The sequence below is a fragment of the Flavobacterium sp. Root186 genome, assembly GCF_001428525.1.
Taxonomy (GTDB): domain Bacteria; phylum Bacteroidota; class Bacteroidia; order Flavobacteriales; family Flavobacteriaceae; genus Flavobacterium.
Genome location: NZ_LMHW01000014.1, coordinates 277,547 through 293,533, shown reverse-complemented (window position 1 = coordinate 293,533; position 15,987 = coordinate 277,547). Strand labels below are relative to the sequence as shown.

At 34.3% G+C, this 15,987-nt stretch carries 11 protein-coding genes; 5 read left to right on the top strand and 6 right to left on the bottom strand.

Annotation, left to right across the window (positions count from 1 at the left end; all coding sequences use genetic code 11):
- Window positions 1-88: 88 nt before the first annotated feature.
- Entirely contained in the window at window positions 89-1,339 is a 1,251-nt protein-coding gene (locus tag ASD98_RS18130) for an NAD(P)/FAD-dependent oxidoreductase (protein WP_056207069.1), read from the top strand.
- Between the two features lie 19 nt (window positions 1,340-1,358).
- On the opposite strand, the gene ASD98_RS18125 is transcribed toward ASD98_RS18130, so the two are convergent.
- From ASD98_RS18125 to ASD98_RS18105, 5 genes are all read right to left on the bottom strand, one after another.
- Entirely contained in the window at window positions 1,359-1,964 is a 606-nt protein-coding gene (locus ASD98_RS18125) for a hypothetical protein (protein ID WP_056207067.1), read from the bottom strand.
- 158 nt (window positions 1,965-2,122) lie between these two features.
- Complete coding sequence (locus tag ASD98_RS18120) at window positions 2,123-3,808, bottom strand: sodium/sugar symporter (protein ID WP_056207065.1); 1,686 nt, start codon at window positions 3,806-3,808, stop codon at window positions 2,123-2,125.
- 247 nt (window positions 3,809-4,055) lie between these two features.
- A complete protein-coding gene (locus tag ASD98_RS18115; RefSeq protein ID WP_056207062.1) occupies window positions 4,056-5,117 on the bottom strand; it encodes a UDP-glucose--hexose-1-phosphate uridylyltransferase in 1,062 nt (353 codons plus the stop codon).
- 16 nt (window positions 5,118-5,133) lie between these two features.
- Window positions 5,134-6,294, bottom strand: coding sequence for a galactokinase (galK, locus tag ASD98_RS18110; RefSeq protein WP_056207060.1), 1,161 nt, complete (start codon window positions 6,292-6,294; stop codon window positions 5,134-5,136).
- 24 nt (window positions 6,295-6,318) lie between these two features.
- Window positions 6,319-7,374 carry an aldose epimerase family protein gene (locus ASD98_RS18105; protein ID WP_056207058.1) on the bottom strand — a complete coding sequence of 352 codons (1,056 nt, stop codon included), beginning with the start codon at window positions 7,372-7,374 and terminating at the stop codon, window positions 6,319-6,321.
- Between the two features lie 103 nt (window positions 7,375-7,477).
- Between ASD98_RS18105 and ASD98_RS18100 the strand changes: the two genes are divergently transcribed.
- On the top strand, window positions 7,478-8,476 hold the full coding sequence (locus ASD98_RS18100) for a GntR family transcriptional regulator (RefSeq protein ID WP_056207438.1): 999 nt from the start codon (window positions 7,478-7,480) through the stop codon (window positions 8,474-8,476).
- 386 nt (window positions 8,477-8,862) lie between these two features.
- On the opposite strand, the gene ASD98_RS18095 is transcribed toward ASD98_RS18100, so the two are convergent.
- Window positions 8,863-9,552, bottom strand: coding sequence for an NUDIX domain-containing protein (locus ASD98_RS18095; RefSeq protein ID WP_056207436.1), 690 nt, complete (start codon window positions 9,550-9,552; stop codon window positions 8,863-8,865).
- A gap of 560 nt (window positions 9,553-10,112) precedes the next feature.
- Between ASD98_RS18095 and ASD98_RS18085 the strand changes: the two genes are divergently transcribed.
- The 3 genes from ASD98_RS18085 to ASD98_RS18075 all read left to right on the top strand — a co-directional run bounded on the left by ASD98_RS18085 (window position 10,113) and on the right by ASD98_RS18075 (window position 15,971).
- The gene (locus ASD98_RS18085) at window positions 10,113-13,169 is read left to right on the top strand and encodes a TonB-dependent receptor (protein WP_082577887.1); all 3,057 of its coding nucleotides are present in this window, start codon (window positions 10,113-10,115) and stop codon (window positions 13,167-13,169) included.
- A 30-nt stretch (window positions 13,170-13,199) separates the two neighbouring features.
- Entirely contained in the window at window positions 13,200-14,759 is a 1,560-nt protein-coding gene (locus ASD98_RS18080; RefSeq protein ID WP_056207052.1) for a RagB/SusD family nutrient uptake outer membrane protein, read from the top strand.
- A 210-nt stretch (window positions 14,760-14,969) separates the two neighbouring features.
- Window positions 14,970-15,971: an arabinan endo-1,5-alpha-L-arabinosidase gene (locus ASD98_RS18075; RefSeq protein WP_056207049.1), complete on the top strand. Its 1,002-nt coding sequence runs from the start codon at window positions 14,970-14,972 to the stop codon at window positions 15,969-15,971.
- The last annotated feature ends 16 nt before the right edge of the window (window positions 15,972-15,987 follow it).

Here is a 15,987-nt window from a genome sequence, read left to right as displayed (position 1 = left end):
GTTGTGCTAATTTAATTTTATTTATCAAAATAAATGTAGTTATTTTGATGATGGCAAATGTAGGTTAATAATTGATAATATTTTTATTATGACAAAGGAGTTTGTAGATGTTTTAGTAATAGGCGCCGGACCGTCCGGATGCGTGTCGGCATCGTATCTTCATAAAAACAATGTTAAGGTAAAAGTTGTTGAGAAACAGAAGTTTCCGAGACTGGTTGTTGGCGAAAGCTTAATTCCGAGAGTAATGGATCATTTTGCGGAAGCAGAATTGTTTGATGCTCTTAATTCAATGAACTTTGAAAAGAAATTGGGAGCCCGTTTTATTAGAGGCGAAGAGATCTGTGTTTTTGATTTCAGTAAAAAATTTGGAGAAGGCTGGGATTGGACCTGGCAGATTCCGAGAGCTGATTTTGATAACACAATGGCGCAGGAAGTAGTGCGAAAAGGTGTTGATCTGGAATTTGAAACAGAGGTTCTGGAAGTTTCTTTTGAAGGAAAAAATTCAAAAACAATTGTAAAAGATGCAGCAGGAAATTTAAAAGAAATCCACGCTAAATTTATTGTTGATTCGAGCGGATACGGACGTGTTTTGCCAAGACTTTTAGATTTGGATACTCCGTCGAAATTAGATCCGCATTCTTCGATTTTTACACACGTAAAAGATATTAACAGACCCGAAGGTGAGGAAGGAACGCAGATTTCGTTTGATATTTTAGAAACGGAAGTCTGGCTTTGGGTAATTCCGTTTTCTAACGGAAACACAAGTTTAGGTGTTGTTGGACCAACAGATTTTATTAATTCGCTTTCGGAAAATAAAGATAATGCCGAGGCTTTGAAAAACGCTATTCAGCTATCAGATTATTATATTCAAAGATTTAAAGGAACTGAGTTTTTGTTTGAACCAGTAAAACTGGAGAATTATTCGAGAGCAGTAAAAAGAATGTATGGAGACGGTTTTGCTTTGACAGGAAACAGTTCTGAATTTCTTGATCCGGTTTTTTCGTCCGGAGTAGCTTTTGCAACGGAGTCTGGAATGCTGGCGGCAAAATTATACTTAAAAGAATCGCAGGGAATTCCTGTTGACTGGGAAGCTGAATTTACACAATATATGAAACGCGGTATTTCGGTATTTACAACTTATGTGCAGGAATGGTATACCGGAAATCTGCAGACTTTGTTTTTCCATCAGCCGGAAAATCCTGAAGTAAAAGAAAAAATTTGTGCTGTTTTAGCAGGATATGTTTGGAACGAAGAGAATTCTTTTGTCAAGAAACATGATCACGTTATAGCAAATATGGCGTATTTACTCAATATGCAAAAAGAACAAAGCCCTGAATAATCAGGGCTTTGTTTTGGTTTTATTTGAATGCTTTTTTCAACAAAAGCTTAGATAACGATTTTGCAGTTTTGGCAAATCCTTCCCCAATTCTTGTTTCATTACTAAAATTACTTCCCCATTGATCTCCGGGAGCATCTTCGCTTGTAATTTCCAGTAAAACATTTGATTTGTTTGCCGTTTCAACAAATTTTAAATTTGTAGTAACTTTTGCCGGCTGTTTCATGATTCCAGCATCCCATCCTGGGTAAATCCATACCGTTTGTACAATTAAAGTATAAGGAGTATTTAATCCTTCCTGAAAATTTACATCTTTACCAGCTTTAGATAATACAACATTTCCTATTTCTAAAAATTTTGGTGTCCAGATTTGATCTTTTGCAACAACCCATCTTTTTTCCCAAAGGTTTCCGTTTCCTTTTGCTTTTTCGTCTAAATCGGCTTTGTGTTCTTTAATGTATTGTGCTTCAGATTTTTTTTCTTTCATCATAGTGAAGCTGCTATAATCAAATATTGTATTGATTTCTTTTTGATCTTTTAAGAAATCAAAGTTTCCTTTTACTACTTCCATGTCCTGAGCAAAAGCAGTTCCGGAAATAATAAATAAAGCAAAAATTAGTTTTTTCATTTTTTATTTATTTTGGTTAATTACTGGTCTAAAAGTAATTAAAATGTTTGTATAAATGTTTTTTCTTGTTAAAATAAAAAAACAAAACTTTAATGATTTAAAACAAAAAGGGATCCCATTCAGGATCCCTTTTCACTTCAAAATTACTTATTAAAAAATTACCAGAATTTAACGTACAATGCTACGATAATCAGTAATGTAATTACAATTAAAACTGTTGTTTGTGGTTTTACTTTAAACATTTCAGAGTCTATTTCAAACGCTTTTGGATTTACTTTAGGGCCAGCAAAACTGATTCCGATCATAGCTAACATCGTAAAGAAGAATGATAATCCCATACAAATGTGGAAAGGAATTTCGTAAGCTCCTTTTCCGTTAGGATAAGCAGTATACAATAATGTGTCGTTTCCGAATAACATTGGAGCATATTCGTTGAATAAAACAGACAATACAAATCCTAAAATTACCCCAACAATAGCAGCTGTTCCTGTCGTTCTTTTCCAGAACATACCAAGGAAGAACATAGCAAAAACTCCAGGGCTGATAAATCCCGTATATTTTTGAATGTAAGTGAAACCACCAACACCGCCAATTCCAAGAATGTCATTCCATGTAAATAATACAGCTAAAAGCATAGCAGCAAAAACGGCAATTCTACCAATGTTTACCTGTTGCTTTTCGCCAGCTTCTTTTTGAATGTATTTTTTATGGATATCTAAAGTATAAATAGTCGAAATACTATTTACTTTTCCAGCCAATGAAGCTACAATTGCCGCAGTCAAAGCCGCTACAGAAAGTCCTTTTAAACCAGTTGGCAAGAATGTTAATACAGCAGAATAAGCTCCGTCTTTTCCTCCAACTAATTGTGGTAAATGCCCGTTTTGGTATAAAACATAAGCAGCAATACCTGGCAGCATTACGATTAAAGGCATTAATAATTTTAACATACCAGCAAATAAAATACCTGTACGAGCAGTTTGCAAGTCGGCACCTAATGCTCTTTGTGTAATGTATTGATTACATCCCCAATAGTTCAGGTTGATGATCCATATACCTGCAACGTAAGACATTAAACCAGGAAAAGTCAAATATTTGTCAATATCAAGTTGAGATGAAGTTGCAGTTGGTTTTGGAATAATCATTTTGAAATGCTCCGGAGCTTCTTTCATTAAAACTTTAAAACCTGCAATTGCATTTTCACCAACTCCAAAATACTGACCTACAGTTGTCAAAGCAATATACGAAGTTACAAGTCCGCCAATAATTAAAACAGCAACCTGAATAACGTCGGTATAAGCAACAACTTTCATACCTCCTAAAGAGATAATTAAAGCAAAAACGGCTAACCCTACCATGATTACGTGAAGATATTCTCCACCAGCAAGACCATTAATAGCAACAGCACCTAAATACAGGATAGAAGTTAAGTTTACAAAAACATATAAAAACAACCAGAAAACGGCCATAATCAAGGCTGTAGATTCGTTATAACGTGTTTTTAAGAATTGAGGCATGGTGTAAATCTTGTTTTTAAGATATACAGGAATAAACCAAACTGCTACAATAATAAGTGCAACAGCTGCAAGCCATTCATAAGCTGCAACGGCAATTCCTAAAAAGAAACCTTCACCGCTCATTCCGATAAATTGTTCAGCTGAAATGTTTGAGGCAATTAACGAAGCTCCAATAGCCCACCATGTTAAATTTCCTTCAGCCAAAAAGTAAGCTTTTGCATCGTGTTCATCTTTTTTACGCTTACTGTAAACTGTGTAACCGTAGACGGAAACTACGATGAAATAAATAATAAAAACCGCATAATCTGCGAAAGCAAGGTTCTGGTTCATTGTTAATAGTATTTTAGATAATTAGTATAGGTGATTGTTTAAGTTAAAATTGAAATTAATATTTATGTGGTTTTATGTGTTTAAAAATGAAATATGTGTTTTTATTCTGTTATTTTTTTATCAAAACAAGAATGAAAGCCAAATTTAAAATAAAAACTTTAAAAACAACTACTTTAAATGTGTTATTTACATTTATAAGTAAGTAATTCTGTTAAATTTTCAAATTACAGGCTATTAGCGTAAAATTTTAGTCAATTTTTACTGCAATTTTATAATGTACATCTGCCTGTTGTCTTAAAATTTCGGCACTTTTTTCAGGAGTAATATCTCTTTGAGATTCTCCCATCATTTCGTAACCCACCATGAATTTTTTTACGGTTGCAGAACGAAGCAGCGGCGGATAAAAATGCATGTGAAAATGCCATTCCGGATGATCAAAACCGTCTGTTGGTGCCTGATGAATTCCTGACGAATACGGAAATGAAGTGTTGAATAAATTATCATATTTGATTGTTAACTGCTTTAAAATTTTGGCATAAGCCGAAACTTCTTCAGCAGTAAAATCAGTGATTTTGCTGATGGCTCTTTTGCTTACAATCATAGTTTCGTAAGGCCAGATTGCCCAAAACGGAACTAATGCCACAAAATGTTCGTTTTCGATAACGATACGGCTTCCCACTTTTAATTCGGCCTGAACGTAATCTTCTAATAGAGTTCTATGATTTTTATCAAAATACGATTTTAAGCTGTTATGTGTTTTTTCAACCTGAGTTGGCAATGAAGACTGTGCCCAGATCTGCCCATGCGGGTGCGGGTTGCTGCAACCCATAACACTTCCTTTATTTTCAAAAATCTGAACGTGGTTAATGTATTTTATATTCCCTAAATCAGTATATTCTTTCTGCCAGGTTTTTACAATGTTTTCAATATCCGAAACTTCCATTTCCGGAAGCGTAAGGTCGTGTCTTGGAGAAAAACAAACCACTCTCGAAATTCCCTGTTCTGGTTTTGCCTTAAAAAATGTATGTTTAATATCTTCTTCAAAAATAATTTCATCCTGTTTTAAAGCAGCAAAATCATTGTCGAAAACAAAGCTGCTTTTGTATGCCGGATTACTAACTCCGTTTGCACGAACATTTCCCGGACATAAATAACATTCGGGGTCGTGTTTAGGAAGTGATTCTGTTGAAATGGTTTCATTTTGTCCCTGCCACGGACGTTTTGCACGATGAGGTGAAACCAAAACCCATTCATTAATTAAGGGATTAAAACGTCTGTGAGGATCTTCGTTAATGTCAAAATTTTTCATTGTGTTGTGTGTGGTATTAAAGTAATGTTGTTCCGTTTGAGATTTTTACGTCATAAAATTTTAATTCAATCCCAAATGTATCTAAATAAAGATTTGAAAACTTACTTTTAACCTGATTTTCATGTCCTTTTTTAATTAAATTTATGGTACAGCCACCAAAACCGCCTCCCATAACACGAGAACCAATAATGGCGTCATCTGCTTTTGCAGTGTCTACAAGCATGTCTAACTCTGCGCAGCTTACTTCATATTCCTGCGATAAACCATAATGCGTTTCAAAAAGCAATTGTCCTAAAAGTTCAATATCTCCTTTATCCAGCGCTTCGCAGGCTTTTATAACTCGGTTGATTTCTTTTACAACAAAATGAACTCTTTTAAAAACCGTTTCGCTCATTTTATCCTGAATACTTAAAAGTTGCTCTTCAGAACAATCTCTGAAACTTTTTACTTCAGGGAAATTACTTTTAATAATCGCTAACCCTTGCTCACACTCAATTCTGCGTGTGTTGTATTCAGATGTAAAAAGAGAATGTTTTACATTACTATCCATTAAAATCAATGAATAATCTTTAAAATCAGCATTGTGATATTCAAAATCAAGCGTATTGCAATCTAGTTTTATTACCTTATTTTCAAGACCGTGAACACTCGAAAACTGATCCATAATTCCGCAGTTAATACCAACCCAGTGTTCCGCTTTTTGTCCTAATAGTGCTATATCAACTTTTTCAATTTTTAAATCAAAAAGCTGTTTAATTCCGAATAACGTTCCGCATTCTAAAGCTGCAGAAGAAGACAATCCAGACCCAACCGGAATATTACTGCTAAAAACACAGTTGAAACCTTCAAACGAATATCCGTTATCCTGCAATTGTTTTATAACACCGCGAATGTAATTGGTCCAGACAACATCACTCAGCTTTACTTCTTCAGTTAAATCAATTTCAAATTCTTCATTTAAATCAATTGCGATTACTTTTGATTTTCTTGAATTGTTTTTTTCAAATGCAAAACAAATCACTTTATCAATTGCAGCCGGCAGAACATAACCGTCATTGTAATCAATATGTTCTCCAATAATATTAATTCTTCCAGGAGAAAGCACCACTTTTTCAGGCTTAGAGCCAAATGATTTCTCAAAAAAAGCAGTAGTATTTTGTATTAAAATATCATTCATTATAGTGTAATTGGTTTGTTGTTCTTAGTTTATATTTTCAAATTTATAAACGGTTTTCTGATTATATTCTTCGCCTTTTTTCAAAACAGAATTTGGAAAATGTGCCTGATTTGGAGCATCTGGAAAATTTTGGGTTTCAAAACAAATACCGCTTGTTTTATGATAAACAACATCGTTTTTTCCTTTTAAAACATCAAAACAGTTTCCGCCCACATATATATGTACACTTGGCTGATTGGTGTAAACGCTCATTTTTAGATTATTTTTTGAGCTCGCTAAAACCGCAGCAGCATTATTTGTTGGCTCAATTACAAAAGAATTATCTATTGAAACCGGACAACTTTTCGCTGTTCTAAAATCAAAATCATGATTTGTAAGATCGATAAATTTACCGGTTGGGATATTCTCGTGGTTCGTCTCTACTAATTTTTCAGCATCAATAAAAACCGTCTGATTCAAAACGCTGCCATCGTGTCCATCCAGATTAAAATAACTGTGATGCGTTAAATTTATAATGGTATCTTCTGTTGAAGCCGCTTTATAATCTAATTCCAGTTCATTGTCTTCTGTCAAAGTATAGGTTAAATCGACATGTAATTCTCCCGGATAATTTTCATCTAAGTCTTCACTGATAAGACTAAATGTTATTGAAGGATTTTCGCCCACGGTTTGATTGGTAACATTCCAAACTTTTCTTCCAAAACCATTATTTCCGCCATGCAGGGAATTTCCATTATTGTTTTTGGCCAACTCGTACGTTTTCCCATTTAATGAAAAAGTTCCTTTATTAATTCTTCCAGCATAACGCCCAACGGTTGTTCCAAAATAAGGAGCACTTGGCAGTAAATAAGACTCTAAGTAAGAAGAAACAGAATCAAAACCCAAAACAACATCAACAAGATTTCCGTTAGAAAGGGGAACTTGTAAAGACGTTACGGTTGCTCCATAATTTGTAATCTGAACTTTCATGCCTTTTTTATTCGATAATTCAAAAGAAAGAATTTCGTTGTTATCTGACGTGAAACCAAAAGATTTAGAATTATAAGTTTCCTTTAAATGCGATTTATGTTTTATTTCCATATAAATTTTACCAATAATGAAATTCAAAAATAGAAATATTTCTTTATTTTTACATACCAGTACCTACCAGTTTTTGTATATTGCACAAAATTTCTCTTTTCCTATGAATATAATTTCGATTCAAAACAACATTGGTCTGCCAAAATATAAGCAGATAATTCTTTCAATAGAAAAAGCAATTGAAGAAGAAAAATTAGTAAAAGGCGACAGGCTTCCGTCAGTAAATAAAGTCTGTCTCGCATTTTCGTTATCGCGAGATACCGTTTTGCTGGGTTATGATGAACTCAAAAAAAGAGGAATTATTTATGCCATTCCCGGAAAAGGATATTACGTTAAAAGCGTTGAAATCACTATAAAACAAAAGATTTTTTTGCTTTTTGATGAGCTGAATATTTTTAAGGAAGATATTTATAACTCCTTTTTAAGCAGCATAGGAAAAAATGTTCAGGTCGATATTTTCTTTCATCATTTCAACAGTCAGGTTTTTCAAAAACTGATAAACGACAGCAATGGCAATTATACCAAATACATTTTGATGCCAACAAATTTAAAAGATATCGTTGCTTCAATAAAAACCCTACCAGTAGGTGACGTAATTATACTGGATCAGACTAATCCTGATTTGAAAATATATCCGGCCATTTATCAAAATCACCAAAAGGATATTTTTGAAGGACTGCAAAGAGGAAAAGAGCGATTGCGTAAATACAAAAAACTGATTTTGATTTTTCCAGGTTTTAGAGAACCGCTGGGAATGAAATTGGGTTTTGAAGATTTTTGTATAGAATATAATTTTGAATCGGAAGTTATTGCTGAATTTACAAATAGAGAAATTACCGCAGGAGATTTATATATAATTCCGAATGATCGTGATTTGGTTCGTGTAATCGAAAATGCCCGGGATAAAAACTTAAAACTCGGCTCTGATTTTGGAATTATATCTTATAATGAGACGCCGCTGAAAAAAATTGCCGCCAATGGAATTACTACCATTTCGACACATTTTGAAGCCATGGGAAAAATATTAGCGGAAATGGTTCTTAAAGGAAAAAAGGAACAAATCGAAAACAAATCATCCTTAATTATGCGCAATTCTTTGTAATAAGTAGACAATGAATTTTAGCATAGGTATTGTTTATATCACAGTAAAACTGCTTTTTGTTTGAAAAATATAGCGATAAATTAATAAAAAAAATAAAAAAACAATTTCTTGTTTTTGAAGATATATTTTGCTTACATTTGCAAATGTAAATTTTACACTTATTAATTTGTTTTAGCGGTTAGTGTTCATAATAATCGCTTAAAGCAGGGTTAAGAAGATAATAAATAATTTTGTTTATTTTTTTAATAGTAGTTTTATTGAAGAAAAAACCCTGAAAATTGTGGATTTCAGGGTTTTGTTTTTTTAGTATATAGCTATAGATTAAAAGAAATTCACACGGATTTTAAAAATCATTTTAATCCTTTAATCTGTGGCTAAACTTTTCTTTATAAATTCAGTATAAAATCGTTAAGTAATTTCTCTTCGTACTTTTCTTTATTAAAGGTGTACAAATAAGATCCTTTTCTGGACGACTGCATATCTTTTTCATCCAGTTTATTCAGGATTTCAAGAGAATTTATTTTACTGATAAAGTTTCTTTTATCTAATTCTTTGCTTAAAATCGCTTCATATAATTCTAACAGCTGGCGCATAGTAAACTTTTCCGGCAGCAATTCAAATCCAATTGGTTTTATCGAAGTTTTATAACGAAGTCTTTTTATCGCATTTTGAACCATTTCGTTATGGTCAAAAATTAAGTGCGGTGCATCGTTTATTGGAAACCACTCTGCGTGATAATTTTTAATTAGTTCTTCATTATGGTTTTCGATATTAATCAAGGCAAAATACGAAACCGAAATTGTTCTTTCGACCGGGTCACGATCAATTTCACTGTAAGCATATAACTGCTCCATATAGATATCGTTCAGACCTGTATATGTATTTAAAATTCGGATAGCCGCATCGTCTAGAACTTCATCACGTTTTAAAAACCCCCCAATTAGAGACCATTTTCCCTTTTCGGGTTCAAAATCTCTTTGAATTAAAAGTATTTTTAAACCGTCATTGTCGAATCCAAAAATAATACAATCTACCGCTAGTAAAACCTTATCGGCAGAGCTATAATTGTTTAGCATATTCAATATTTTATTGGTAAAGATATAAACTTCCTCAATTGTTTCATAATTTATTAATGTAGATTTCACACTTACACAAATAACACTTCAAAAATAGAGTTAAAAAAATCACTTTTTGCACAAAAATAACATTCATTTTTCTTTTTTAAGATTTTTTTAAGTCAAAAACAGGACAATACAGGACAGTTTTTTGAAAAAAAGTTAAAAAAATAAATTATTTAATTAGGTTTTTATTTACAAAAACAACAAGTTGACCGTATTTAAGTGATTAAAAAACAACTGATTTATATTTTTTCTCCATAGGCTGTTTTTTTGATTAAAAAGTGGCTTTTTGATTAAAAGTGTAGTTTTTACACAATTAACTCGTAAAAAACGTTTCTTTTTTGAAAAAAACATCAATTTTTTAAATGTTACTAATACACTTAATTTACGATATATGTTTTTTTTCAGTTCTTTTTTTGTCATATTAATTTGTTTTTGCGGTTTTTTTTTAGTTAAATTTACAAATGTAAGATTAACACTTATTAACTAACCACAAAACCAACCTTAAACAAACCAGTATGATAACAAACCAACAATTAATTTTTTACTGCAATTTTTTATTGCCAAAAAAAGACTGGATTTTAGCAATTTGCATGCTACTATTTTCTGTTAATCAAATGTCGGCTCAAGGCAAAACGATTAATGGAGTTGTTACTTCGGCACAAGACAATCTGCCTTTGCCGGGGGTGAACATTATGATAAAAGGAACCAAAACAGTTGTCACAACTGGATTTGACGGAGAGTATACGATTAAAGCATCTTCGACAGATGTTTTAGTTTATTCATTTATAGGATTTCAAAATCGTGAAATCCCAGTAGCAAATCAATTAAAAATAGACGTAGCCTTAAACGAAGACACCAACAAATTAAATGAAGTTGTTGTTATCGGTTACGGAACTCAAAAGAAATCAGACCTAACCGGTTCTGTAAGTGTTGTAAACTTAGAGTCGGCAAAAAAAACAGTTACTTATGATGCGGCAAAAATGCTGCAAGGACAAGTTCCGGGTGTAACCGTACAATCATCAGGAGAGCCGGGAGGTTTTGTAAATATCAAAATCAGAGGGATAACTTCATTTACCAATAACAATCCGCTTTTTGTAATTGACGGAATTATGGTAGACGCTCCTTATGATTTTGCTCCGGGAGAAATAGAATCGATGCAGGTTTTAAAAGATGCTTCTTCTGCAGCAATTTATGGTGTTCGCGGTGCAAATGGAGTTGTAATTATTACAACAAAAAAAGGCAAAGCGGGCCGAATGGATGTTAAATTCAAATCGATCGTAGGACTTCAGAATGTAACTAAAAAATGGGATGTTACGGATCGTGCAGGCTATCAAAAAATTACCAGCGAAGCTGAAAGAAACAGAGATATCAGAGCGGGTGTTCCGGTAAGTATTGCACCGGGAAATGATCCTAACAGCCCTTCTTATATTACAAATGTAAACACAGACTGGCAGAAAGAAGCTTTACAAACGGGAGTTATACAAAATCAGGCGCTTACACTTAACGGAGGTGCAGAAAGCATAGCCTATAGTTTTAATGTCGATTATTTTAAAAACACCAGTTATATTAAAACGCCTCAGGACTATGAAAGATTATCAACTAATTTGAATTTGAATGGTAAAAAAGGAAAATTCAAATATGGTGTAAAAATGGGCTACACACAATCTGATAAAGAAATTTTCAATGAATACAATGTGGGACAAACCGCAATCAGCGATATTTTGGGAGCAGTTCCAACAATGCCTGTTTATGATTCTAACAGATTGGGCGGATACGGCGGTACGGACAATTTGACTCAAAGAGCTATTTCGATGAACCCAATTGGGTACAATAACCTAATTGAAAATAATGGAAAAAGAAATCGTTTCATTGGCGATGTCTGGGGCGAAATTGAAATCGTAAAAGGGTTAAAATATAAACTCGATGTAAGTTATGACAGAACAGACTGGCAAAACAGAAAATTTATTCCGCCAAGTGATTTAGGATGGTATTATATTACCACAAATGATGAAGCTTCTTTAGATATTTCTAATGGGAATGAACTAAGAACGTTCCTGAATAATTTATTGACTTATGAAGTTACACTTGGAAAACATAAACTAGACGCTCTTGCCGGATGGATTCAGGAAAAAAGAGATAATTACAATCACTGGTCAAGAGGTGTAGGTTTTAAACCTGGTGAAATCAGTATGATGCAATACGCAGATTCAAGAGATGCAGGTGAATATAAGTTTACAATAACCGGAATATCTTATATCAGCAGATTAAATTATTCTTATGATGACAGGTATTTGCTACAGGCAAATTTTAGACAAGACAAAACCTCTCTTTTTAGTGAGATCAATAATTCGGCAAATTTCTATTCTTTTTCTGGAGGATGGAAAATCAGCAACGAAAAGTTTATAAGCTTACCAAAATGGATCAGCAATATTAAACTTAGAGGGGGTTACGGTACATTGGGTAATAATACAATTCCGCAATACTTTTTTGCTTCAACAGTAAACAGTTTCGCAGGATATGATTTTAACAACGAACTGGCACCGGGCACAACCGTAGTAAGTTCTCTTGATCCAAATGTAAAATGGGAAAAAACAAGCAGCAGTAATATTGCATTAGAACTTGGTTTTTTTAATAATGACTTACAATTTACAGCAGAGTATTTTTCTAAAAAAGTTACAGATATTTTAGTTACGGTACCCCTGCCGTTTTCTACAGGAGCTTTTCCGGCAAGTATTTTTACTAATGCAGGAGACATGAAAAATCATGGTTTAGAATTTACAGCATCATACAGTAATCATCACCATAAATTTAAATATGATATCTCAGCAAATTTTGGAACGCTGAAAAATGAAGTTACCAAAATTGGAGTGAACTCAAATCCACTTTACGGAGCAGTTTCAAAAACAGAAGTAGGAAGATCTGTGGGTGAACTTTTTGCCTGGGAAGCAATTGGTATTTTCCAAAACGCTGCTGAGGTTGCCGCTTCTCCAACACAAACTGGAGCGGCTCCCGGCGATATTAAATTTAAAGATGTAAACGGCGACGGTGCGATTACAGATGCCGATAGAACTTTTCAAGGGGTAACAATTCCTAAATATGGTTTTGGAGTGAATTTTAGCGCTTCTTATGCCAATTTTGATTTCTCAATGTTCTGGCAGGGCAGCGGCGGAAATAAAATTTTCAATGCTATGTACCGCAATTTGATGATTGGACAATATACAAATCATCACACAGACGAGTTAAATTACTGGACGCCTACAAATACTAATACGAACGTTCCGGCTCCGGTTATTGGCGATCCAAACGGAAATTCAAGAGACTCAAACAGATTTATTGAAAGCGGTGATTATGTAAGACTGCAAACAATGGAATTAGGGTATAACATTCCGTTAAAAGATAAATTTATTCAAAGCGCTAAGGTTTACATAAATGGGCAGAACTTATTGACGATCACAAAATACAAGGGTTATGATCCTGATTTTAATAGTGACGGACTACTTTCAAGAGGATATGATGCAGGATCTTTTCCAAATCCAAGAACAATTTCTTTGGGTGTTGAAGTAAATTTTTAAACTAGCCTAACCAACTAAAAACGTATTAAAATGAAATATAAAATATTTAACTATATAGCTGTTTTCTTTTCACTGGCTGTTGTAGCAACAAGCTGTGTTGATGATGAAGATTTGACCCAACTCGACCCAAATAATGATGCAGTAGATTCTTTTTGGAAAACAGATCAGGATGCACTTGAAGGAATTAACGCCGTATACGGAAGCTTATTAACAGATGGCACGTACATGAGAAGTACACCATTATTGCTAGATGCAAAAGCCGATGATTCTCGTACAAACAGCCCGTGGCCATCGATGTATAACGTTGGACATTTTAACTCCAATGTGGCTGATGCAGCTATTTACGGATGGGCTTTTGAAACTTATTATCAAGGTATTTATCGTGCCAATCAGGTTCTAACAAATGTTCCTGATATTGAATTTGAAGACGCAGCACTCAAAAACAGAATTTTAGGACAAGCCTATTTTTTAAGAGGACTGTATTTGTTTCATGCGGTAAATATGTTTAAAAATGTACCAATTCCATTAGATGTTGAGGTCTATCATCCGCAAAAGTCAAATGAAGAAGGCTGGGCTCAGGTTATTGCTGATTTTAAAACAGCATCCGAATTACTGCCTAATTCTTACGTTGGCATTACAGGTCTGGATGCTGGCCAAAAAGGACGTGCTACAAAAGGAGCGGCTTTAGGATATTTAGGAAAAGCATATTTGTTTACTAAAGATTTTACAAATGCCAGAACTACTTTTAAACAAGTTATTGATTTAGGAGTTTATTCTTTGGTTTCAAACTATCGCGATAATTTTACTACAGCAAACGAAAACAATTTAGAATCGCTGTTTGAAGTACAATTTAGCAGAGATGCCGGCGGTGTCGATTTAGGCTGGGGAGGTGCTCCAGCATCTGGCTGGGGTAAAACATCTGCACGTGCAATCACTTATGCACCAAGAGCTTTCGGATGGACAGATGTGCAGCCAACATGGGCACTATTTAACGAATTTCAGGAAGAAAAAACAAAAACTGGAGATGTTGATCCGCGTTTAGATGCCACAATATTTTACAATAAACCGGGAACAAAATTGTACGGAAGGGATTTTGCTGCTTTTTATGCTGCAAGCCCCGGAGATTTAAACGATTTGTTCTGCAGAAAATATCAAAATTCTGATGGTGAATTTGCAGACGAATACGACTGGCGTTCTGGTATTAACGAACGTTTGTTAAGATATGCCGATATACTTTTAATGTATGCCGAAACTTTAAATGAAACAGGAGATACATCGGGAGCGTATACGTATATTCAAATGGTTAGAAACAGAGTTAATCTGCCAGATTTATCAGTTACAAAACCTGGAATGAATCAAGACCAGATGAGAGAACAAATTGGGCACGAAAGGTTTTTAGAATTTCCTCTGGAAGGCCACCGTTTCGACGATATACGCCGTTGGGGATGGCTTCAAAACCCTACAAAATTAGCATGGCTGAAAGCACGAGACGCCGAGTTTAATTCGTATACGGCAGGACGTGAATATTTTCCAATTCCACAGTTAGAAATGGATAATAATCCCGGAACCGTTCAAAACGACAGTTATTGAGTTTTCAGTTCACAGTCTCAGTATTCAGTCACAGTTTACAGTGAGACTGGGACTGTAAACTGTAAACTGCGACTAAAAATAAATTTTGAGTTAGTTAGAATACTTAATATCATGTGGAGACCTCAAAATCTTCACATGATATTTATCTTAAAAAAAAACAGAATGAGATTGTAGAGATAATTATTAACACATGAACTAAAATTATATCAAATGAAAACAATTACAAGTTTGGTTTTATTAGCAGTATTATTAGTAAGTTGTCAAAATGAAGATGTCATAGTCCCTTTAAGTGAGGATGCAGCAGCAACTCAAAATTCTCAAACAAAAAATCTAACAGCTAAAACTGTCAGCGGAAATGTGCCTTCGCACGATCCGAGTACGATTGTAAAAAGCGGCGTTAATTATTATGTTTTTACTACTGGAGATAATATTCCAGTAACTTATTCAACAAATTTAACAAGCTGGACATGGGGAACATCGGTTTTCTCATCAACACCAAGCTGGATTACAGGTTATGTTCCAGGATTCGTTAAGACTTTCTGGGCTCCGGATGTTGCCTGGTTTAACAACAGATGGAATATGTATTATTCCTGTTCTACTTTTGGCTCAGCCACATCTGCAATAGGATTGGTGACAACGCCGGCTATTTCGCAGAGCGCCGGAACAACTTGGACAGATAGAGGCGTTGTTGTTTCTTCTTCATCGGCATCAGATGTTAATGCAATTGATCCTTCTATTTTGGTAGATGGAAGTAATGTTTATATGGCTTATGGCTCTTGGCACGCAGGTATTGGCGTAATTCAAATTAATCCTTCAACAGGAAAAACAACAGGAAGCAAAACCATTGTTGCGGGTGGAAATAGTGCATCCTGGGAAGCTCCTTGTTTAATCAAGGAAGGAAGTTATTATTATATGTTTGTGAATCGCGGTACTTGCTGCAATGGTGTAAACAGTACCTATTATATTGTAGTTGGACGTTCGACAAGTCCGTTTGGACCTTTTGTTGATAAAAATGGAGTTTCTTTAAAAAGTGGCGGCGGAACAACAGTTCTGGCTTCACAAGGAAATTATATAGGTCCAGGACATTTGTCCAGAATCACAGGAACTCAAAAAGGAGCCGTCCATTATTACGATGGAGCTGATAATGGAAATCCAAAACTCGAAATTGTATACTTTACTTGGTCATCAGGATGGCCGACACTTTCTTATTAAAAAATTAAAATTCAGA